A 21150-nucleotide genomic window follows, 5' to 3' on the forward strand; every position below is an offset into this window, starting at 1 on the left:
GAGATGGGTTTAAAAAAATATCTAGAAGATATCGAGCCGAATTTTGAAGCCGGTGGTAAATATGAAAAGTTTTATGCACTGTATGAAGCAGCTGCAACTATTTTTTATACACCAGGCTACGTAAATAAAGGCGCGACACACGTACGCGATAACATCGACCTAAAACGTATGATGATTTTAGTGTGGATGGCGACGTTCCCAGCTATGTTTTTTGGTATGTTCAATATTGGTCATCAGGCCGCTGGTGCTTTAGCACAAGGTTTTGAACTAGCAAACACGTGGCAAGTTGGTTTGTTCCAGTTATTCGGTGGTGAGTTAACCGCTGATGCAGGCTGGGGCGCTAAGATGTTCTATGGAGCATGTTTCTTCTTACCTATCTACGCTGTAACATTTGCAGTAGGTGGTTTCTGGGAAGTTATATTTGCTTCAGTGCGTAAGCATGAAATTAACGAAGGTTTCTTCGTTACTTCTGTATTATTTGCACTTATTTTGCCAGCAACTATTCCTTTATGGCAAGTTGCGTTAGGTATTACGTTTGATGTAGTAATCGCTAAAGAAATCTTTGGTGGTACTGGCCGTAACTTCTTAAACCCTGCTTTAGCCGGTCGTGCATTTTTATTCTTTGCATACCCAGCTCAAATCTCAGGTGACACAGTATGGACAGCAGTAGATTCTTTCTCTGGTGCAACTATGCTAGGCCAAGCATTTGCTGGCACACTTGACTTTGCAAACATGGAATTATGGTGGAATGCGTTTTATGGTTTCATTCAAGGTTCTGTAGGTGAAACATCTACACTTGCATTATTAGTAGGTGGTTTGTTCTTAATTTACGTTCGTATCGCTTCTTGGCGCATCGTACTAGGTGTATTCCTAGGTATGGTAGCAACTGCATTTTTATTAAATGCTGTTGGCTCAGAAACTAACCCTGTATTTGCAATGCCTTGGTATTGGCATTTTGTACTTGGTGGCTTTGCGTTTGGTATGTTCTTTATGGCTACTGACCCTGTATCAGCTGCATTTACTGACAAAGGTAAATTAGCATATGGTCTATTAATTGGCTTTATGGTGGTTATGATACGTGTTGTGAATCCTGCTTTCCCAGAAGGCATGATGCTAGCAATCTTATTTGCTAACTTGTTCGCTCCACTGTTCGATCACTTTGTAGTGCAGGCTAATATTAAGCGGAGGTTGGCACGTAATGTCTAGTAATAACGAATCAATCGGCAAAACGTTATCAGTTGTTGTAGCACTATGTTTAGTGTGTGCAATCATTGTATCGTTTGCTTCTGTACAGCTTCGTCCTTTACAGCAAGCTAATAAAAACAAAGATATTCAAAGCAATATCTTAGCTGCTGCGGGCATCGACAAAGTTGAAAATGTTCTTGAAACATTTGATGCAAAAATCGAAGCGCGCGTTGTAAACATGACTACAGGTGAGTTTGTAGATACAGACCCAACAATCTTTGACTTTGAAAAAAGCAAATATGATGCAGCGCTAAGTGTTTCTCTTCAAGAGAAAGGCGTTAAAGATATTGCTGGTATTCAACGTGTGACTAAAGAGTCACCGGTGTATATCTCTAAAAAAGAAGATGGCTCAGTTGATGCAATCATTCTTCCTATCCAAGGCTACGGCTTATGGGGCTTAATGTACGGTTTTATCTCGCTTGAAAGCGATGGTGAAACAGTTAAGGGCATTATCTTTTACAAGCATAATGAAACCCCAGGTCTTGGTGGCGAAATCCAAAATCCACAGTGGACTGCTACATGGGAAGGTAAAGAACTTCCAATTCAAATTGTTAAAGGTACTGCGGGCAATGATGAGCATAAGATCGATGGTCTTTCAGGTGCTACATTAACGTCTAACGGTGTTGATCATGCAGTTGACTTTTGGACTGGCGAAAATGGCTTTGGCCCTTTCCTTGCGAAAGTACGTAAAGGAGCATTGAAATAATGGCTGATACTAAAGAAATGAAGGCGGTCCTATTTGGTCCGGTTTTAGCTAACAACCCAATCGCACTACAAGTACTTGGTATTTGTTCTGCGCTAGCGGTAACGTCTAGCTTAAAAAATGCGTTAATTATGTCAATTGCATTGACACTTGTAACTGCGTTTTCGAGCTTCTTTATCTCGCTTATTCGTAACCAGATCCCATCATCTGTACGTATCATCGTACAAATGACCATTATCGCATCATTGGTAATCGTTGTTGACCAAGTATTACAGGCATTTTCTTATGCTACTGCAAAAGAGCTTTCTGTATTCGTTGGTCTAATCATTACTAACTGTATCGTAATGGGTCGTGCTGAAGCATACGCGATGAAGTCGCCACCACTTATGTCATTCCTTGACGGTATTGGTAACGGCTTAGGTTACTCTGTAGTACTACTTACTGTTGGTTTCATTCGTGAGCTATTTGGTAAGGGTTCACTATTCGGTGTTGATATTATCCCATTAGTACAAGATGGCGGTTGGTATCAGCCTATGGGTCTATTGATCTTACCACCGAGTGCATTCTTCATCATTGGTTTGTTCATATGGGTACTGCGTACTTATAAGAAAGACCAAGTAGAAGCTAAAGCGTAAGGGGCAAATAGTGGAACATTATATTAGTTTATTTGTAAAAGCCGTTTTTATTGAGAACTTAGCGTTGTCATTCTTCTTAGGCATGTGTACTTTTTTAGCGGTATCTAAAAAAGTAACCACATCAATTGGCCTAGGCATAGCGGTTATAGTTGTATTGGGTATTTCTGTACCTGTAAACAACTTGGTTTATCATGCGGTACTTGCACCTGGTTCACTAACTTGGTTAGGTTACCCAGATGCAGATCTTAGCTTTTTACGTTTCTTAACTTTCATTGGTGTTATTGCAGCACTTGTGCAAATTCTTGAAATGGCATTAGATAAGTTTTTCCCTGCACTATACAACGCGTTAGGTATCTTCTTACCACTTATCACAGTTAACTGTGCAATATTTGGTGCGGTATCATTCATGGTTGAGCGTAACTATAACTTCGGCGAGTCTGTTGTTTATGGTATTGGCGCTGGTGTTGGTTGGGCACTTGCAATTACATTACTTGCAGGTATCCGTGAGAAACTGAAATACTCAGACGTACCTGACGGCTTACGTGGTTTAGGTATTACCTTCATCACTGTTGGTTTAATGGGACTTGGCTTTATGTCATTCTCTGGTATTTCACTGTAAAGGTAGCGAGGATAAATCATGGATTATCAGATTTTCTTAGGCGTTGGTGTTTTTATCGCTATCGTTGTACTACTGGTTTTAGTCATCATTGGTGCTAAATCTCAGTTAGTTGCAAGTGGCGATATTATCATCGGCATTAATGGCGACCCAGATAAAGCCATTAAAACATCAGCAGGTAGTAAGCTTTTAGGCGCACTATCTGAGTCAGGTATATTTGTATCATCTGCTTGTGGTGGCGGTGGCTCTTGTGGTCAGTGTCGTGTACACATTAAAGAAGGGGGTGGTGATATTCTGCCAACTGAGCTTGATCACATATCTAAAGGTGAAGCCCGTGAAGGCTGTCGTTTAGCGTGTCAGGTAAATGTTAAAAATGACATGGAAATTGAACTTGAAGAGTCAATTTTCGGTGTTAAGAAGTGGGATTGTGAAGTTATCTCTAATGATAACAAAGCAACGTTCATCAAAGAACTTAAGCTGCAAATTCCAGATGGCGAGTCAGTGCCGTTTCGTGCGGGTGGTTACATCCAAATCGAAGCTCCACCTCACCATGTTAAATATGCAGATTTCGATGTTCCTGAAGAGTATCGTGGCGACTGGAACCATTTTGGTTTCTTCGATCTGGAGTCAAAAGTAGACGAAGAAACAATTCGTGCTTACTCAATGGCTAACTACCCAGAAGAAGAAGGCATCATTATGCTTAACGTGCGTATTGCTGCTCCACCTCCAAGAAACCTTAGCTTGCCATGTGGTAAAATGTCTTCGTACATTTGGTCACTTAAAGAAGGCGACAAGGTAACTATTTCGGGTCCATTTGGTGAGTTCTTTGCTAAAGACACTGACGCAGAAATGGTATTTGTTGGTGGTGGTGCTGGTATGGCGCCAATGCGTTCTCATATCTTTGACCAACTTAAACGTTTGAACTCTAAACGTAAGATGAGCTTTTGGTATGGTGCACGTTCTGAGCGTGAAATGTTCTACGTAGAAGATTTTGACGGCCTAGCCGCTGAAAATCCTAACTTCGTATGGCATACAGCACTTTCAGATCCACAGCCTGAAGATAACTGGGAAGGCTATACTGGCTTTATCCATAACGTGTTATTTGAGAACTATCTTAAAGATCACGAAGCGCCTGAAGATTGTGAGTACTACATGTGTGGTCCTCCAATGATGAATGCGGCAGTTATTACTATGCTTAAAGATTTAGGTGTTGAAGACGAAAATATCTTACTAGATGACTTCGGTGGCTAACACTAATACCAAAACAGTTTAGTTTTGGTTAAAATACCAGCCTCGTAGCACTTGTGTTACGAGGCTTTTTTTATTCTTTAATTTTATCAATCTATTAAGTAGAGCTGTTATGAATCGAGTAAGTACTTCACAGGGCATAATGGCCTTTTTACTAATTACACTGACTTTATTATTGTCTGGGTGTGGTGAAAAGCCAGAGTTAAAAGAAACCTTTTTAGAAGGTAAGACTATGGGTACCACTTATCATATTAAATATTATGATGAGCAAGCCCAGCTATCGGCTTCACAACTACAGCTGCAAATAGACGCTGTTTTAAAAGATGTGAACCAATCTATGTCTACTTACATAGAAGACTCTGAAATAAATACATTTAACAGATTACCTGCAAATCAAGTCATGCCAATTAGCGAAGATTTTAGGGCTGTTATAAGCGAGTCTATTCGCTTGGGTGAATCAACTAAAACACTCGACGTAACAATGGGGCCTTTAATTGATTTATGGGGCTTTGGGCCTGATAAAAAACCAACTAATCGCCCAAGTGATGAAGAGCTTGCAAGTATGGTTGAAAAAATAGGCATTGATAAACTTATCTTAAATGAGCAAGGACTGGCTAAAACAGTTAATGGACTGGAGCTTTCTTTTTCGGCAACAGCTAAGGGCTATGGTATTGATAAAGTTGCCCAGTTATTAGAAAGCCACGACATTACTAATTACATGGTTGAGATTGGTGGTGAGCTGCGTATAGCAGGTGAAAAGCCAAATAATCAGGATTGGAAAATCGCGATTGAGCAACCAGATGCGCAACCTGGAGAGCGTAAGGTACACCGTGTTTTATCGCCAGGTACAAGTGGTATAGCGACATCGGGTGATTACCGTATTTTTTATAAAATGGATGGCGAGATCTATACCCACTTAATTGATCCAGCAACAGGTATGCCTATTAAGCACGACTTAGTGTCGGTAACTGTGCTTCATCCAAGCGCTATGACGGCAGATGGTTTAGCGACGGCACTTACTGTAATGGGGATGCAAAAAGCGCAAGCTTATGCTGAGCAACATGATTTACCGGTTTATTTAATAGGTAAATCAAAAGAGGGTTTAATTACCTACTCAAGCCCAGCATTTAAGTCTTATTTATAGTATGGTGCTGACTTGTTTATTTCCGTGTTATTTGGGTATATAATAGCAGTCGCTCAAAAATATTTGAGTTTAATTTATTGCTGATCAATAGGGGCTAAGCAATGTCACTTTTTCTTCTTACTTTTGGCTTACTAATTTTGATAGTTTCGGCTATGGCCGTTGGTATGATCGTGCAAAAAAAATCTATGGCAAGCAGCTGTGGTGGTTTAGGTTCGGTTGGTATTGATAAAGCCTGTGATTGCGATGATCCATGTGATAAACGCAAAAACCGTTTAGCAAAAGAGCAAGCCTGGAAAGAAAACCAAATTATTTAAGCCTGTCTTAAATATTAAAAAGCGCTTTATAGCGCTTTTTTTGTGCCTGTAAAACGCCTTCGCATCATAGCTTCCAAAGCAATCCAATCTAAATGTATTAGACAAAGGTATATAGTTTAGTTTTTTTCACCTATTAGGTTTATTTTTCTCGTTTGTCAAATTGGAGCTAACACTCTAAAGTTTAACCATAGACAAAGAGCAAGGCTCTCGTCATAAGCTTGAGGCATAAGTTAGCCTCGCTTAAAAGAATCTTTATATTGTGTGTGAAGATGTTGTCAGTGTGAAAGGCAACTCAAGTTCGGTGGATTCACTTCCATAAAGAACGAGTTTGAGTTGTTTTTATTCCCTACAATTGCCACGCAGCGTAAACCAAAAATCTTTATATTGTGTGTGAAGATGTTGTCAGTGTGAAAGGCAGCTCAAGTTCGGTGGATTTACTTCCATAAAGAACGAGTTTGAGTTGTTTTTATTCCCTACAATTGCCACGTAGTGTAAACCAAAAATCTTTATATTGTGTGTGAAGATGTTGTCAGTGTGAAAGGCAACTCAAATTCGGTGGTGACTGCATTTGAGTTGTTTTTATTTCCCTACAATTGCCACGTAGTGTAAACCAAGAATCTTTATATTGTGTGTGAAGATGTTGTCAGTGTGAAAGGCAACTCAAATTCGGTGGATTCACTTCCATAAAGAACGAGTTTGAGTTGTTTTTATTCCCTACAATTGCCATGCAATGTAAACCAAGAATCTTTATATTGTGTGTGAAGATGTTGTCAGTGTGAAAGGCGGCTCAAGTTCGGTGGTGACTGAATTTGGGCTGTTTTTATTTGTGCGACACAATTATTACCCCCTCCTAAAAACCTATAATCCTATTAAATATTTCTCTTTAAATCGTTTTTTATTTGAACTAACCGAATGTTTTTTATCGTGTTATTTTTTATTAACAAAATAGCTTCGAAAGCTTAACTCAAATTAATTGATTTTTAGTTGAACAGAAAATTCTCTTTGTTATACTCAAGTTCGAACTTTCAGTAAGTTTTGAAAGTTTGGTTGATACGGATCAATTTTCGCTAGATAAATATGTGCTAGCTGGATTTGATTGTATTTAGCACCTGGTTTTAGGGCTTACAACAGCAATGTTTTTTAAATTTTTCCATTGCGAACTGTATTACTCTAATTTTGTTATAGTCATTTTAGTAGGTTAATGTCTTTGAACACACTTTCTTTGCATCATACAGCTACGGAACTTGCCTCTGGCGAGCCGCAGACGTGTGAGCGCTTGAATAAAGCAGGCAAGGGCGTGTGTGTAGCTATAACTTTATTAGTGTTTAATACTGTAATGTTGCTAAGCGGTGCATTAGAGGATGCCTTCAAGCTTGAAGCGCTATTAAGTGATGGGTTTATTGTAGAGCCACTGTTACTTAATCTTGCGCAATTTTTAGCTCATCCGATCATATCAAGTCAGTTACTTATTGGCCTTTGTTGGTTATTGTTCCATATTTGTCCAGCGCGTCGTGCTGGCATAATCCTCCGTAAAGCAGCCTTTGCTTTTAGCGAGGCTAAAGTTCTTCAGCCTGTGATCTCTTCACACGGTTGTCGTGCTCCACCTAGCTTTACAGGTTGCCTGTAACGCTGCATCTTGTTGCTGGTTTTAATTATTTGTTCTTGCTGTAAATAATTAAGGTTAGCTACAACAAAGTAGCTCCGTGTTTTTTAAACACATTTCAGCCAACCACCACTCACCCAAGTTAACTTTTATTACGTTATATAAATGCGTTTAGAAAGCTGGGTTTGTTGCTAGGTCATTAATGGCATGAGCTTTAGGTTTTGAATACCCCCCTTATTTTTATAATTTAATTCTAGTTAACTTGGGTTTTTATTGAAAAATCGTTGCTTTGGTTTTTATTTTAAGCAGCAAATTGAAACTCTAGGTTTGTAGGATACTCCCTTGTTAATTCGTAACCTTTGTAATATTGCTTTAGCTAGTACAGTGCTGGCGTTGTCAGGCTGTAAAGGCGGGATACTCGATCCAAAAGGGCAGATAGGCATTGATGAGAAAAATTTAATCATCATCGCAACTGTGCTTATGTTGCTTGTAGTCGTTCCCGTTATTGTGATGACTTTGTATTTCGCTTGGAAATATAGAGACACTCAAAACCAAGAAATTTATGCTCCAAAATGGGCTCATTCAAATAAAATTGAAGCCGTTGTTTGGGCTGTTCCTATTGTTATTGTAATCATTTTAGGTGTTATTACCTGGCAGTCTACCCAAGACTTAGACCCCTATAAACCCATTGAAGGTAAAGGTGAACACCTTACTGTTGAAGTGGTTTCATTAAATTGGAAATGGCTATTTATATATCCTGAGCAAGGTATTGCTACGGTTAATGAATTAGTGTTCCCAGCAAATGTACCTGTTGAATATAAAATCACATCAGAGAGCACAATGAATTCATTTTTTATTCCGCAATTGGGTAGTCAAATATACTCAATGGCTGGGATGGAAACCAAGCTTCACTTAATTGCAAATGAGCCAGGTACGTTTAAAGGCTTTTCAGCAAATTACAGCGGCGCAGGTTTCACTGGCATGAAATTTAATGCCATTGCTACACCTACCCAAGCTGGTTTTGATAAGTGGGTGAGTGATGTGAAAGCGAATTCAAGCGCTAATAACCTGACTCATGCAAATTATGTTGAGCTTGCAAAAGCAAGTGAAAATAACCCAGTAGCATATTACGGAAAAGTTGATGACGGCTTATTTCATACCATTGTTATGAAGTATATGCAGGCGCATGGCGATATGAACAAAAAACACCATGCAATGGGCGAACATGGGCAAATGAGTAAAAAGCATCATGAAATGAGTGAGCACTCAATGCCTTCATCTCACAGCCAAGGCGAGGAATAATAATGTCGTTATTAGGTAATCTTTCACTCGACGCAATTCCGTTTCATGAGCCAATTCTTGTGTTCACGATGTCGGTTATTGCGATAGCTGGGCTTATTATTGCCGGGCTTATTACAAAGTATAAAAAATGGGGCGTGCTTTGGCGCGACTGGATCACGTCTGTTGATCACAAACGCTTAGGCGTAATGTATATTCTTTTAGCATTAATAATGCTGTTTCGTGGTTTTTCTGATGCAATAATGATGCGTGCGCAGTTGGCACTTGCTACCAGTGGTGCGCCAGGTTATTTACCACCAGAACACTACGACCAAATATTTACTGCCCACGGCGTAATCATGATCATATTTATGGCAATGCCATTTATGATTGGTCTAATGAACATTGTATTACCACTTCAAATTGGTGCTCGCGATGTTGCTTTTCCATTCTTAAATAATTTAAGTTTTTGGTTTACAGCCAGTGGTGCAATTTTAATTAACTTATCACTTGTGTTTGGTGAGTTTGCAAAAACAGGTTGGGTGGCATATCCGCCGCTTTCGGAGCTGACCTTTAGCCCTGGGGTGGGGGTCGATTATTATATTTGGGCCTTGCAAATATCCGGGCTCGGTACACTGCTAACAGCCGTAAACTTTTTAGCAACCGTGTTTAAAATGCGTGCACCAGGTATGACCCTAATGAAAATGCCAATTTTCACATGGGCATGTACATGGGCAAACATATTAATTGCAGCATCATTCCCAATTTTAACTGCTGTACTTGCAATGCTAACGCTTGACCGTTATCTCGACTTCCACTTCTTTACCAATGAATTGGGCGGTAACGCCATGATGTACATCAACCTGTTTTGGGCATGGGGTCATCCTGAGGTATACATATTAGTATTACCAGCGTTTGGTATTTTTTCTGAAATTATTTCGACCTTTGCCGGTAAACGTTTATTTGGTTACAAGTCGATGGTTTACGCCAGCGGTGCAATCTCAATTTTAGGCTTTATTGTTTGGCTACATCACTTCTTTACGATGGGCTCGAGTGCTAACGTTAATGCGTTTTTTGGGGTAATGACCATGGTTATTGCCGTACCAACTGGGGTTAAGTTATTTAACTGGTTATTTACCATTTACCGAGGTCGTTTACGTATTAGCGTACCGGTACTTTGGACACTTGGCTTTATGGTTACCTTTACCGTAGGCGGTATGACCGGTGTATTACTTGCTATTCCTGGCGCCGATTATGTACTGCATAACAGCTTATTCTTAATTGCACATTTTCATAACACAATTATTGGTGGTGCTGTGTTTGGTTACCTGGCCGGTTTTGTATTTTGGTTCCCTAAAGCAATGGGCTTTAAACTTAATGAAAAATGGGGCAAAGCATCATTTTGGTGTTGGATTATTGGTTTCTTCGTAGCATTTATGCCGCTGTACGTACTTGGTTTCTTAGGTATGACACGTCGCTTAAACCACACTAACAACCCAGATTGGAACATATGGTTATACATTGCCGCAGGCGGTGCTGTAATTATTATGTTTGGTATTATCAGCCAGGTAATTCAATTATATGTGAGCTTTAGAGACCGTGAAGCGCTTGACGATACAACAGGCGATCCGTGGAACGGCCACACACTTGAGTGGGCTACAAGTTCACCTCCGCAAATTTATAACTTTGCAACAATTCCACATATTGATGATATTGATGCATGGACCGATATGAAAGAAAAAGGTCAAGCATATCAAGATAAAGCAAACTACAGCCCTATTCATATGCCTAAAAACACATCAGCTGGCGTGTTAATGGCAGCAAGTTTAACAGTATTTTGTTTTGCAATGATTTGGCATATTTGGTGGTTAGCTGTTGTTGGGCTAGTAGGCGGAATTGCCATATTTATCAAACGTTGTTACACCAGCGATGTAGATTACTATATACAACCTGATGAAATTGCACGCACTGAAGCTGCATATAATTCAAGTGGCATTAAGGAGCTAAAAGCGTGAGTACACTTTCTGCAAATTTAGAATCAGCAAATTTAGACTCTGTATCACACGATGATCATGCCCACGCGCATGATCATCACGATACTTCGGGTGACACGATATTTGGCTTTTGGTTATACCTAATGACCGATTGCCTATTATTTGCCTCGTTTTTTGCCACCTACGCAGTGCTGTTTATGAACACTGCCGGCGGTGTATCGGGTAAAGATATTTTTGAGCTCGACTTTGTAGCAGTAGAAACTGCTGCACTACTTATTAGTAGTATTACCTTTGGTTTTGCCATGATTGCCGCTCAAGGGCAAAAAAAAGCACTAACACTGACTTGGTTATTTGTTACGTTTTGTTTGGGTGCTGTGTTTATTGGTATGGAAGTATACGAATTTCATCACCTAATTGTGCATGGCAATGGCCCACAACAAAGTGCCTTTTTAACATCGTTTTTCTCATTAGTTGGCCTACATGGTTTACATGTAACTGCGGGTCTAATTTGGATGACCATAATGATGATTGAAGTTGCTAAACGCGGCTTAGGTAAAGCAACCGTAACGCGTTTAAGCTGCTTAAGCCTATTTTGGCACTTCTTAGACATTGTTTGGATTTGTGTATTTACCGTTGTTTATTTAATGGGAGCAATGTAATGAGCCACAGCGAAACGCATGCGTTAAAGCAAACGCAAAGTGATCATCATGATGAATCTCATGGCAGTGTTAAAACTTACTTAATTGGCTTTGTGCTATCGGTAATTTTAACTGCTATACCGTTTTACATGGTAATGGAAGGTGACTTTTCAAAAGCAACAACGCTTTGGAGCATTGTTACTTTAGCAATCGTACAAATTTGGGTGCATTTAAAATACTTTTTACACCTTAATTTTACCACCGAAGATGGCCGTGCAAGTACTTTCACATTCCTATTCAGTGCTCTGATCATCGTAATGGTTGTTGGGTTATCTGTTTGGATCATTTATGAATCTAACGCAATGATGATGTACTAGGAGTTGAAGATGTTTCGTCGTTATTTATCAGTGACAAAGCCGGGTATTATTATGGGCAATTTGATCAGCGTAGCGGGCGGGTTTTTACTTGCTTCGCGCGGTGATATAGACCCATGGTTAATGATTGCCACATTAATTGGTTTGTCGCTAGTGGTTGCATCAGGTTGCGCTATCAATAATGTTATAGATAGAGACATAGATGTGGCCATGGCGCGTACTCGTACGCGGGTTACAGTAACGGGCGAAATGTCGGCCTTTGCTGCACTTAGTCACGGTATTTTATTGGGTGTTGTGGGCTTTGGTTTACTTATCGCCTACACCACTCAAGCCGCGGTATTTTTTGCAGCCTTTGGCTACGTAATTTATGTAGGGGTTTATAGCCTCTACATGAAACGCAACTCAGTATATGGCACTTTTGTAGGCAGCCTTTCTGGCGCTGTACCGCCAGTAGTAGGTTACTGCGCCGTAACAGGGCAGTTCGATATGGGCGCATTAATACTGCTAGTCATGTTTAGCTTGTGGCAAATGCCGCACTCTTACGCTATTGCTATTTTTCGCTTTAAAGATTATCAAGCTGCAGGTATTCCTGTATTACCAGTAGCGCAAGGTATCGACAAAGCAAAACGCCATATCGTACTTTACATTGCTGTATATGCCCTAGTTGTGATGTTACTGCCAATTACTGGCTACACAGGTGCTGCTTTTATGGCTGTTGCTTGTATTACCAGCTTTTGGTGGTTGCTAATGGCGCTACGTGGTTATCGTCGTAATATTGATATGAGTAGCTGGGCACGTAAAGTGTTCGCATTTTCAATTATTAATATTACAGCGTTAAGTATTGCTATGGCTGTTGATTATCATAGTGTTGCTCCACAGCTATTAACGCTTACCTAATTTAAAAATTTTTAACTATTCCAAAGTTAATCCAAAGGCTCGAAAGGGCCTTTTTTTATGCCTAAATATTAAAATAATTGAACATCAGTACTCTCGCCCTTTTACTTTCTAAAATCATCAGCATTGTAATAAAGTGGTTTAAGGGTGCCGCAGTTAATAAATTTATAGGTAAGCTCATTTTCAGCTGGGACACGTTTTGAGGTACGAAGCTTTTGCATACATGCATTAACTAAATCAACAAAAATAAGATGGTTATAGCTCGGCGCTTGTTGAATTTTATGAATATAAATACGCTCACTCCCGCCCAGATTAATCATGTCGTAGTATTGCCATTGCGATGATTCACTTAAATCTTTTAGATCTCTGGCATACAGTTGCTTACTCAGTTCAAGCTCTTTTTTTGAGTAAATTAAACTACCACCTTGTTGATAATCACCCTCGTAAATGTCGGCAATAATCGTAATTTCTTCACCACGCATTAAATGTTGAATATTAAACGCTTGTGGCTTAACCGTGATTAGTTCAGCATTTCTAACAAAGTTTAAGAGTGCGACATCGGGGTTTCCTATTTTATAAACAACTTGCACATCATCTGGAGAATTATAACTAGGTAAGTTAATCGCAATTATAGATGAGCCTTGATTAACCAAAGCCATAGGATGCTCAGCATTGTAAGCGGGGTCTACCGGTGGAAGTTCTGCTTTTTCTTCTTCAGCTGCGGCAAAGCCACTTAAAGTAACTAGTAATAAAGTAAGTAGTAGGCGCATTATAATCTCAATTAATTTATGAGCTTAAATTGTAGTATAAAAAATATATTACATTGAGTTAATTACACTTAATACTTAAATGCCAAGCATTGTATAAAAGGCTCAAATGAGCCTTTTATACAATTTCAGGTAATCTTAAAGCGACATTAAAATAAGCACTATTTAATTGCTTTTTTTACTTCTCGCCAATCTATTATTTTAAAGTTTTGAGGTTGCTGTGGCATACGATTATAACCATCTTGTACAACTAAAATACCTTCAGGATAACCCGGTAGGGACTTAGATGTTACTGTTAACCCGTCGGTTTCTGATGAGCCATCAATACCATTAACCAAATCACTTATTACATTAAACTTACCCGTAAACTCTAAGCTAGGTGTTTTAATGCCCGCAGTATCATTATTTATTTTATACAGTACGTAGCTGTTATCACCTTGGCTGGAAATAACTAAATAACGTGTTTTGTCGCTGTGGTAAATTTCCATACCTTCAACATCATCAACAAGTTGCTCATTTATACCTTGCAGCATAACCGGTGTACTGCCTGCCGTTGGCTCTGCACCTATAAACCAAATACCGGCATCTTCTTCGCCTACAAATAATTGTCCCAGTTCATCATCTGCACTACAGCCTTCTGGTTGGCTTGGTAGGTTAAACTCGCGAACAAGTTTGCCTGTTATTTTTTCGTTATCCTCACTGATTTTATATTGCTGATACAGCCCCGATTTATCATTTACAAATACATAGTTCCCCGTATTTGACGAGTACATACATAAGCCATAAATTTCATCAAGATTGGTAGGAATATCAGCAATGTACTTCACACTATTATTAGCTTGTACTGTAAATAGACTAATACCGTTAAGCGTTCGGTTACTAGCAGTTATTAATGTATTGGTACTGTTTTTAATCGTGCTATTTTGTCGCAGGTCTACGTTATTTAAACGACCAACTTCAAGTGACTGTTCAAGCTTGCCATTTAGGCTGTATACCATTAGTCCACGGCGTTTATCGGTGCCTAAAATTAAGCTGTTTGCTGCATCTTTAGGGTTAACCCAAATTGCCGGATCGTCTGCTGCATCACCAAATGCTTGAACGGGGGCCGTTTGTGCACTTGCCTTTATTTGAGTGATTGATTGAGTGTTGGTTTTTAATGGTTTTTTGATAGGTGTTACAGGTAATGTACTTTTAATATAAGCGCCTGTTTCGTCGTTATACAGCACTGCCGTTGCCGCGTTGTTACTTGTGTAATTTACCGCTACCGATTCCAAGCTCAAGTCACCATTTAACATCCAGTTATTAAGCATTTTACTAATTGGATCATAAGCATACACAGTATTGTTTTTGGTACTAGTAAACCAGATAATACCATCTTGCGAAGCTGAAATAGCTCCTAGTTCACTGTGTAACTTTCCAAAGGGGGCGACTAAAGCAATCGGTTTTTTATCTGCTTGCGATTCCGCGTTCGCGTTTATTGCCCAAATGCCTACTTCGCTTTCACTTACATATAAGGTATTTGTTGTTGTACTTACAGCACAACCCGACGCCTCACTAACGCCAGAAAATTCACGTACATTTACGTTAACCGCTTTATTATTCGCTGTATCAAAAATAATAGTTTCGGTAATTAGCCCGCGTACATCAGGTACAAATACCGATATTGATTCACTCGCTTTATTAGCAAATAAACACACCGTATCGGGTTGTGCTTGTGGTGGGTTAATGCGGGTTAGTTCAATTGTATTCCAGCCACTTTGAGTGTGCTCAAGCTTAAATATAACAACGTTATCTTGATTGTTATCAATAGTTGCAACCAAAAATGAGTGTGCTGTTAGCTTAGTGACAGCAAGCGCTTCAAAGTTACCTTTTTTTATAATGCGGCTTTGTTGCGTTTCACTTTCAACTAACACTAAGCCTTTGCTTTCGCTTGCTAGCAACCAATTGTTATTATTTAACCATGCCGCTTGTGAGCCTTGCATGTTATCTGTTGGACCAAATTTAGTACTATTAATGACTACTTTATCAGGTGTGTTTTTTACTGCCGTATTTGTAGCCACGTTACTATTGCTACATGCACTTAATGTGCTAAGCACTAAGCTACTTACAATTAAGCTAAGAGATGTTTTTAATTTAAATTTCATGTTGTAACCTTTTATTGGTCAAAGCGCTTTTGAGTGCTGTAACGCACTTCGCCTTTATAGTTAATAGCCGTTGCTTTTAGTGCTTCATTGTTAATCGAAAAGCTCAAAAATCCTGGAGTAGCTTCTGCAAAACGCGTAAATTCACGTTGTTTTACGTAACGCGCTTCGCTACCACCACCAGATACAAAGTGGTCGAGTTTACTGCCATCTATTTGGTTATGTTGCAGGTCATGTTCGTGTCCTGCTATGTATGCTTGCACACCATTTTGCTCAAATATGGGCTCGAGTAAATTACGTAAACCTTCAGTAAGTCCATAACGTTTTCCACTGCTATAAAGTGGGTGATGACCAACCACTATCTTCCATCGAGCTTGGCTATTTGAGAGTTGGCTATTTAACCATGTTAATTGCGCTTGGCTGTTTTGCCCTTGAGTTGCTTTGTATTTTTCGCGTGTTTTGTATTCAGGGTTTAAAGTATTAGTGTCTAAAAACACCATTAATATCTGCTCGCCACCTTTTAAAGTAAAGGTTTTGCTGTAATAGCGTGCAGGTAAATTCCAGCGCTGACTTTTTTTACTGTAATCAAGTTGTGCTTGCGCATTACCTAAATAATCATGATTACCCAGTACTACATACCAAGGCTCGAATGTATGTGGACCATGGTAAATATCTTCATAGGCACTTTGCCAAAGCGGGTCGTTAACACTTGCTACCCCATTGGGATAAAAGTTATCGCCCGTTGAAATAGTAAAATCACCATCCGTTTGAAACATCGCTATTTCTAACTGGTGCGATACGTCTTTTTGATAAAAGTGCCCGTTATGACCCCAATCACCAATAACCGTAAAATTTAAGCTCTTAGGCAGCGCAGTCAAGTTTGCAATTTTTTGTTGCTCGTATAATGCGTCGGTGTACGTTACGTTTGCCAATACGCTTTGTATACTGCATAGACCAAGTGTTATTAGCAGTAATGTTTTTTTTATCATTATTGTTCTCCCATGTTGGTAGCGCTAAATAAAGTGATTAGCGCTACCTCATAAACTTATTTAAAACGCGTAACGCAGCATAAGTTGATAAACCGGACCCGCTTCTTCAGATTCAATTTCGTACTCATCAAAGCTTCTACTAAATTGATCATCAACGGTATCAAATTTATTAAAGGTTTCGTCTTTACTTGCATCAAGTAGGTTTGAACCTACCAAGCGCAGTGTTACATCTTCCCAACGTTTTTCTATAAATACTTCAAAATCGGCACTGTAAGATGTAGTTATTTCTTCACCTACAATGCGTCCATAGGCATCACCTTGCTTGCGGTAAGTTGCGCCAAATGCAGCTTTAAGTTCGGGTAAGTCTTGAATAAACCCAACGTTATAAACGTAGTCTGATTGGTCGTTAAATTTGCGAGTTCCAAAAAAGTCGGTTACTTCACTATCGAGCCATGAGTAATTTAAAAATACACCCGTATTAGGCATGCTAAATGCGCCAAGTGGTGTCGATAAATCAAGTTCAACTCCTTTTACATTACCATCGCCTGTGTTGCGTGGTTGCAGTACAAACGTACCGTCGCCTTCAGAGCCTTCTTGTTCTGTGTTGGCAATTTCTATTAAGTCATTTACTTTGCGATAAAATAAATTAATACCGACAACACCGCTTTTCCCTAAACGATACTCGTAGCCTAAGTCCATACCCCAAGCAGATTCTGGTTTTAATTCAGGGTTACCTAGTTGGTCGTTATCGCCAAGTTCTTTTTCGATAAGTGCCGGTGTTAAAAAATCAAACTCGGGGCGTCGTAAACTACGCGCAACAGAGGCGCTAACGCGTCCATTTTCACTCACGTTAAAACGAAAATGTGCTGAGGGGAGGATAAAGTCGTAATTATTATCTTCGGTTACACCAATTGTTTTATCATTAATTTTAGAATCGGTAGACTCCCAGCGAACGCCCAGCTCCCAAGCAAATAAATCGTCTTTGTGCTTAATAAGAGCAAATAAGTCAAAGCGATCTTCTTCTAAAGTATTTACACCACCAGTAACCGCTTCGTACTCGCTATTAAATGCAGCAAGCGTTAAAGGTGTTGCTGCGTATTGATCCCAACTGGTAAGTGCAAGTTCTAATTCGTTTTGCGATTCTAAAATTTCACTGTCGCGTTTTTTATTTTGTAAAAATGCACCAAACTGAATTTCTTTGCTGTCACCCCAAGGTTGGCTGTGTTGCCATTGTAGAGTCCATTCTTTATCATCTATTTCACTTTTAGTTTGCTCTTCTTCAAATACCATTGGTAGCTCAGACGTATCTAATTCGACTTCTTCCTCATAAACAGACTCTTCAAACCGAGCAAAGCCAAATTTAAACTTACTTGTGCCGCTTAGTAGTGGAAATTCATAAGCGGTATTGATGTTGTAATTAGTTTGGTCAATATATTTAACATTCGCATTATCTGTTTCTAAGTTACCGCCATTTACAATATCGTTATTGGTTGCAGTTGGGTCGTTGTATTCAAATGAACGTTCATCCTCAGTACGCTCTGTATCAACCCACATAGCGCTAATATTAAACTGACTATCGTCGTCAAAAACAATTTCGTAGCTGGAGTTAAGTGACGTGTCGTCGCCATCGCGAGTGTCAGATTGGTCTTCGCGGTTATCAAATTCTTCTGTTTGAAAATTTATATTGTTTTCTGGGCTATCACCGTAGCGCAGGCTGCTTTTTTGTTTTGGGTTATATCTGCCTTGTAAATTTGCACCAAGTAATAAACGTCCACCCGCAAATTCAGTACCGTACACAGCAGCCAAGCTTTCTTTAAATTCACCATCGTCATAAAGCAAGCCACCAGCACGCAAGTAACCGCCATCTAAACTGTAACCATCGCGCAATACAATATTTAATGTGCCCGCAATAGCATCGGCTGAGCGGTTAGCACTTGATGAGCGAATAATTTCAACGCGTTCAATTAACTCAGCCGGAATTCGGTCAACAAAAAATGAACGGTCGGCACCTGCGCCAGGTACTTCTTCACCGTTTATAAGCACCTTTGTATAGGCAGGGCTTAACCCCCGCATACGTGCACCATCCGATTCAAGTACATCCGATAAAAATGTAACACTGGGTACTCGTTTTAATGCATCGCCTGCGGTTAAAGGTTCAAAACGTTGAAAGTACTCTTGTGAATACTCCAAGGTTGGTGCGAGTTCGTCTGAACGGTTTCTGTAGCCAATTTCACCATATACAACAATTTTGTCAGAAACTTCGATATCTTTTTTTGTGGTTTCTTTTGCATCATCTTCTGCATAAGCCGTCAAATTACATAAGGCTAATGCGGCTACCAGTGCTTTTATTTTAAAGTCTTTCATTGTATTTGCTCTTGGTTATTGCTGGGTTGCTTCTTGGTATGGCGAGCAAGCTAAAGATATTTGATTACGTAAATGTGACAGGGTTTAGGTTTAATACATGTATTTAGAGGTATTTGAGCAATATGTAGAACGTATTGAGCTTTTATCACTCCTTGAAAAGTCAGGTGTTATGTACCGTGCAGGGCTATTTTAAAAGTAGGTATCATCTCGTTGTCATATAGCTGAGCTAATATGACCCTGCTAACACAAACTTGTATGAACTAACTTTAAAACTCATTTATAAACGAGATACCGCACATGCGATTTAACCCCTTTATCAGCCACCGATTATTAATAAACGCTATTATTGCGATGTTTTTTAGTGCTGTGTTTTTAAGTAGTTATTTAGGTGTATTAAAAACTTACGCCAGTATTCAGTGGCTCGATATTATGGGGGAGGGCGGTATTGTATTAATGACCCTTGTATGGATTGCCGCGTTATTAATTTCAAGACCACCGAGTAAAGTAACCACTTACTTAGTGATAGGTGTTGGGCTATTTATGTTCTCGGCAACCCTAGATTTACTTGATGAATGGCTAATGCATCCCGCCCATCAATGGCTCAGTTGGATTGAATCTCTGCCAGCCCCTTTAGGCATGTTGTTAACGAGTGTGGGTTTGTATTATTGGCATCAAGAGCAGTACGTATTAAATCGTCAGCTACGCCGCCGTGAAGCGCATTTACGTGAGCACGATAAGGTGTGCTCAGTTACAGGTCTTTATAAGGCGCAGTACCTAGATTCTGCAATTAAAGAGCAACTTACGAGCAAACAACCACTCTGGCTTGGCGCGATTGATATTCGTGATTTTTCGCATTTTAATAGTGAGTTTGGCTTTAGTGAGGGCGACCGGTTACTGCGTGAAATTAGCGAGCTATTGTTAATGAATTGCCGACTAAGTGATGTAGTGTGCCGCTACGCAGGAGATTGCTTTATGGTACTAATGCCAGCTACTACAGAGCAGCAAGCTAAAGAGCTAATGGCACAAATTAAAGGAGCTCTAAAGCATTGTGCATTTAAAGTTGAAGCATCTAAAAAAGCAAAGTTTCAATATGTCACTACCGCCTTAATACAAGGTAATAAGCATAGCAGTACAGATAAACTAACAAGCCAACTGCATAGTCAATTACAACAAAAAAAGCATCAACAAAAAGTAGCGCACCGTGCACACGTTTGTTAGCCAAGACGATAAATATTTAAGCGCTCAAGGGCTTATTACGTCAGCTGTAGAGCTTGCTCAAAGCCGAAACATAAATTTACATAAGTTGCTACGCGGTACCGGTATTTTTGAACAAGACTTACTTAATTTTCAGCATACATTTAGTGTGTCTCAGCAGGTGCGTTTATTAGCTCAATTTAAGTTGTTGATGAAAAGTACTGACAGTAGTTTTTTACTCGGTAGCCAACTTATTAACGACACTCGAGCCGAAGCTCAGGCATTGATATATAGCGATAATTTAGCTCAAGTATTAAAGCAATTATCACTTTTAAGAATGCAATTAGCGCCTTTGCTGTTTAGCCAAACGTATATTAAAAACGATAATGTTTATATTTACATTCAGCCAGCACATGGGCTTGATGAAAGCCTTTACCACTATGTGCTAGAGATATACAGCACTGCATTTTATAGTTTACTTAAACGAGTGAGCGAAAGTTACCCGCATTGTCAGTTCGACTTTGCTTTTAAACGCCCTCGGCATATTCAAGAATACGAGCAAAATTTAGGGCTAAAGGTAAGTTTTGATAAGCCATGTACTCGCTGGGTATTAAATAAAACCATGTTAAGGGCTAAAAACCCGCATGCGAGTCAATTACGATTTATGCAAGCGCAGTCGCAGCTACATAATAAAAGCGTAGTTAGCATGACTTTTATTGAAGCCGTCTGCAGATACTTATACTCTTATCCAAGTGCTAATTTAGAGTGTACCGCAAAGCACTTTGCTATGAGCTCAGCTACATTTAAGCGCAGACTCAAACTCAATGGGGTACGCTTTTCAGCGTTAATAGATGAGCAAAATAAGCACAAAGCTATTTACCTACTTACTCTGTGCGCTAAACATAACGAACAAGTCGCTGAGCATTTAGCTTTTTACGATATACCTAACTTTCGGCGCGCCTTTAAGCGCTGGACAGGCTTAACACCTAATCAGTTAAAAGCGCAATAA

At 39.5% G+C, this 21150-nt stretch carries 19 protein-coding genes; 15 read left to right on the top strand and 4 right to left on the bottom strand.

Features of this window, described 5'->3' with window-relative positions:
- Positions 1-3 precede the first annotated feature (3 nt).
- From RB214_RS04445 to cyoE, 13 genes are all read left to right on the top strand, one after another.
- Positions 4-1206, top strand: coding sequence for an NADH:ubiquinone reductase (Na(+)-transporting) subunit B (locus tag RB214_RS04445; RefSeq protein ID WP_309168465.1), 1203 nt, complete (start codon positions 4-6; stop codon positions 1204-1206).
- On the top strand, positions 1199-1951 hold the full coding sequence (locus RB214_RS04450) for a Na(+)-translocating NADH-quinone reductase subunit C (RefSeq protein ID WP_002958898.1): 753 nt from the start codon (positions 1199-1201) through the stop codon (positions 1949-1951). The genes RB214_RS04445 and RB214_RS04450 overlap by 8 nt, the downstream gene beginning before the upstream one ends.
- Positions 1951-2583, top strand: coding sequence for an NADH:ubiquinone reductase (Na(+)-transporting) subunit D (locus RB214_RS04455; RefSeq protein ID WP_002958897.1), 633 nt, complete (start codon positions 1951-1953; stop codon positions 2581-2583). Before RB214_RS04450 ends, RB214_RS04455 begins: the two co-directional genes overlap by 1 nt.
- Positions 2584-2593: 10 nt before the next feature.
- The gene (gene nqrE / locus RB214_RS04460; protein ID WP_002958896.1) at positions 2594-3202 is read left to right on the top strand and encodes an NADH:ubiquinone reductase (Na(+)-transporting) subunit E; all 609 of its coding nucleotides are present in this window, start codon (positions 2594-2596) and stop codon (positions 3200-3202) included.
- An 18-nt stretch (positions 3203-3220) separates the two neighbouring features.
- Positions 3221-4450, top strand: coding sequence for an NADH:ubiquinone reductase (Na(+)-transporting) subunit F (gene nqrF / locus RB214_RS04465; protein WP_002958895.1), 1230 nt, complete (start codon positions 3221-3223; stop codon positions 4448-4450).
- A gap of 109 nt (positions 4451-4559) precedes the next feature.
- Positions 4560-5591 (top strand): FAD:protein FMN transferase, encoded by a 1032-nt coding sequence (locus RB214_RS04470; RefSeq protein ID WP_024604966.1) that lies wholly within the window; start codon positions 4560-4562, stop codon positions 5589-5591.
- 101 nt (positions 5592-5692) lie between these two features.
- Positions 5693-5905 (top strand): (Na+)-NQR maturation NqrM, encoded by a 213-nt coding sequence (gene nqrM, locus RB214_RS04475; protein ID WP_007376137.1) that lies wholly within the window; start codon positions 5693-5695, stop codon positions 5903-5905.
- 1207 nt (positions 5906-7112) lie between these two features.
- Positions 7113-7532, top strand: a complete 420-nt coding sequence (locus RB214_RS04480; RefSeq protein ID WP_002958097.1) for a hypothetical protein — start codon at positions 7113-7115, stop codon at positions 7530-7532.
- A gap of 318 nt (positions 7533-7850) precedes the next feature.
- Positions 7851-8810 carry a ubiquinol oxidase subunit II gene (cyoA, locus tag RB214_RS04485; RefSeq protein ID WP_309168466.1) on the top strand — a complete coding sequence of 320 codons (960 nt, stop codon included), beginning with the start codon at positions 7851-7853 and terminating at the stop codon, positions 8808-8810.
- A gap of 2 nt (positions 8811-8812) precedes the next feature.
- Entirely contained in the window at positions 8813-10801 is a 1989-nt protein-coding gene (gene cyoB / locus RB214_RS04490) for a cytochrome o ubiquinol oxidase subunit I (RefSeq protein WP_149594194.1), read from the top strand.
- A complete protein-coding gene (gene cyoC / locus RB214_RS04495; protein ID WP_149615280.1) occupies positions 10798-11439 on the top strand; it encodes a cytochrome o ubiquinol oxidase subunit III in 642 nt (213 codons plus the stop codon). Before cyoB ends, cyoC begins: the two co-directional genes overlap by 4 nt.
- Positions 11439-11795, top strand: coding sequence for a cytochrome o ubiquinol oxidase subunit IV (gene cyoD, locus RB214_RS04500; RefSeq protein ID WP_024603769.1), 357 nt, complete (start codon positions 11439-11441; stop codon positions 11793-11795). The genes cyoC and cyoD overlap by 1 nt, the downstream gene beginning before the upstream one ends.
- A 9-nt stretch (positions 11796-11804) precedes the next feature.
- Positions 11805-12689 (top strand): heme o synthase, encoded by an 885-nt coding sequence (cyoE, locus tag RB214_RS04505; RefSeq protein WP_002958102.1) that lies wholly within the window; start codon positions 11805-11807, stop codon positions 12687-12689.
- Positions 12690-12790: 101 nt separating this feature from the next.
- On the opposite strand, the gene RB214_RS04510 is transcribed toward cyoE, so the two are convergent.
- The 4 genes from RB214_RS04510 to RB214_RS04525 form a co-directional block, all read right to left on the bottom strand.
- The gene (locus RB214_RS04510; protein WP_309168467.1) at positions 12791-13456 is read right to left on the bottom strand and encodes a hypothetical protein; all 666 of its coding nucleotides are present in this window, start codon (positions 13454-13456) and stop codon (positions 12791-12793) included.
- A gap of 158 nt (positions 13457-13614) precedes the next feature.
- Positions 13615-15597, bottom strand: a complete 1983-nt coding sequence (locus tag RB214_RS04515) for a phytase (RefSeq protein ID WP_309168468.1) — start codon at positions 15595-15597, stop codon at positions 13615-13617.
- An 11-nt stretch (positions 15598-15608) separates the two neighbouring features.
- Positions 15609-16583 (bottom strand): metallophosphoesterase, encoded by a 975-nt coding sequence (locus tag RB214_RS04520; protein WP_309168469.1) that lies wholly within the window; start codon positions 16581-16583, stop codon positions 15609-15611.
- Between the two features lie 60 nt (positions 16584-16643).
- Positions 16644-18947 (bottom strand): TonB-dependent receptor, encoded by a 2304-nt coding sequence (locus tag RB214_RS04525; protein WP_309168470.1) that lies wholly within the window; start codon positions 18945-18947, stop codon positions 16644-16646.
- Positions 18948-19244: 297 nt separating this feature from the next.
- On the opposite strand from RB214_RS04525, the gene RB214_RS04530 reads away from it, so the two are divergent.
- Positions 19245-20165: a GGDEF domain-containing protein gene (locus RB214_RS04530; RefSeq protein WP_024605135.1), complete on the top strand. Its 921-nt coding sequence runs from the start codon at positions 19245-19247 to the stop codon at positions 20163-20165.
- Positions 20149-21150 carry a helix-turn-helix domain-containing protein gene (locus tag RB214_RS04535; RefSeq protein ID WP_309168471.1) on the top strand — a complete coding sequence of 334 codons (1002 nt, stop codon included), beginning with the start codon at positions 20149-20151 and terminating at the stop codon, positions 21148-21150. Before RB214_RS04530 ends, RB214_RS04535 begins: the two co-directional genes overlap by 17 nt.

It is taken from the genome of Pseudoalteromonas sp. HL-AS1 (genome assembly GCF_031198785.1).
Lineage (GTDB): Bacteria > Pseudomonadota > Gammaproteobacteria > Enterobacterales > Alteromonadaceae > Pseudoalteromonas > Pseudoalteromonas distincta.

Excerpts from the sequence above, each read along its gene's own strand:
- RB214_RS04455 (WP_002958897.1), top strand. The coding sequence starts at position 1,951 with ATGGCTGATACTAAAGAAATGAAGGCGGTCCTATTTGGTCCGGTTTTA.
- nqrM (WP_007376137.1), top strand. The coding sequence starts at position 5,693 with ATGTCACTTTTTCTTCTTACTTTTGGCTTACTAATTTTGATAGTTTCG.
- RB214_RS04450 (WP_002958898.1), top strand. The coding sequence starts at position 1,199 with ATGTCTAGTAATAACGAATCAATCGGCAAAACGTTATCAGTTGTTGTA.
- RB214_RS04510 (WP_309168467.1), bottom strand. The coding sequence starts at position 13,456 with ATGCGCCTACTACTTACTTTATTACTAGTTACTTTAAGTGGCTTTGCC.
- cyoE (WP_002958102.1), top strand. The coding sequence starts at position 11,805 with ATGTTTCGTCGTTATTTATCAGTGACAAAGCCGGGTATTATTATGGGC.
- cyoB (WP_149594194.1), top strand. The coding sequence starts at position 8,813 with ATGTCGTTATTAGGTAATCTTTCACTCGACGCAATTCCGTTTCATGAG.
- RB214_RS04515 (WP_309168468.1), bottom strand. The coding sequence starts at position 15,597 with ATGAAATTTAAATTAAAAACATCTCTTAGCTTAATTGTAAGTAGCTTA.
- RB214_RS04520 (WP_309168469.1), bottom strand. The coding sequence starts at position 16,583 with ATGATAAAAAAAACATTACTGCTAATAACACTTGGTCTATGCAGTATA.
- RB214_RS04525 (WP_309168470.1), bottom strand. The coding sequence starts at position 18,947 with ATGAAAGACTTTAAAATAAAAGCACTGGTAGCCGCATTAGCCTTATGT.
- RB214_RS04470 (WP_024604966.1), top strand. The coding sequence starts at position 4,560 with ATGAATCGAGTAAGTACTTCACAGGGCATAATGGCCTTTTTACTAATT.
- RB214_RS04445 (WP_309168465.1), top strand. The coding sequence starts at position 4 with ATGGGTTTAAAAAAATATCTAGAAGATATCGAGCCGAATTTTGAAGCC.
- cyoD (WP_024603769.1), top strand. The coding sequence starts at position 11,439 with ATGAGCCACAGCGAAACGCATGCGTTAAAGCAAACGCAAAGTGATCAT.
- RB214_RS04530 (WP_024605135.1), top strand. The coding sequence starts at position 19,245 with ATGCGATTTAACCCCTTTATCAGCCACCGATTATTAATAAACGCTATT.
- nqrF (WP_002958895.1), top strand. The coding sequence starts at position 3,221 with ATGGATTATCAGATTTTCTTAGGCGTTGGTGTTTTTATCGCTATCGTT.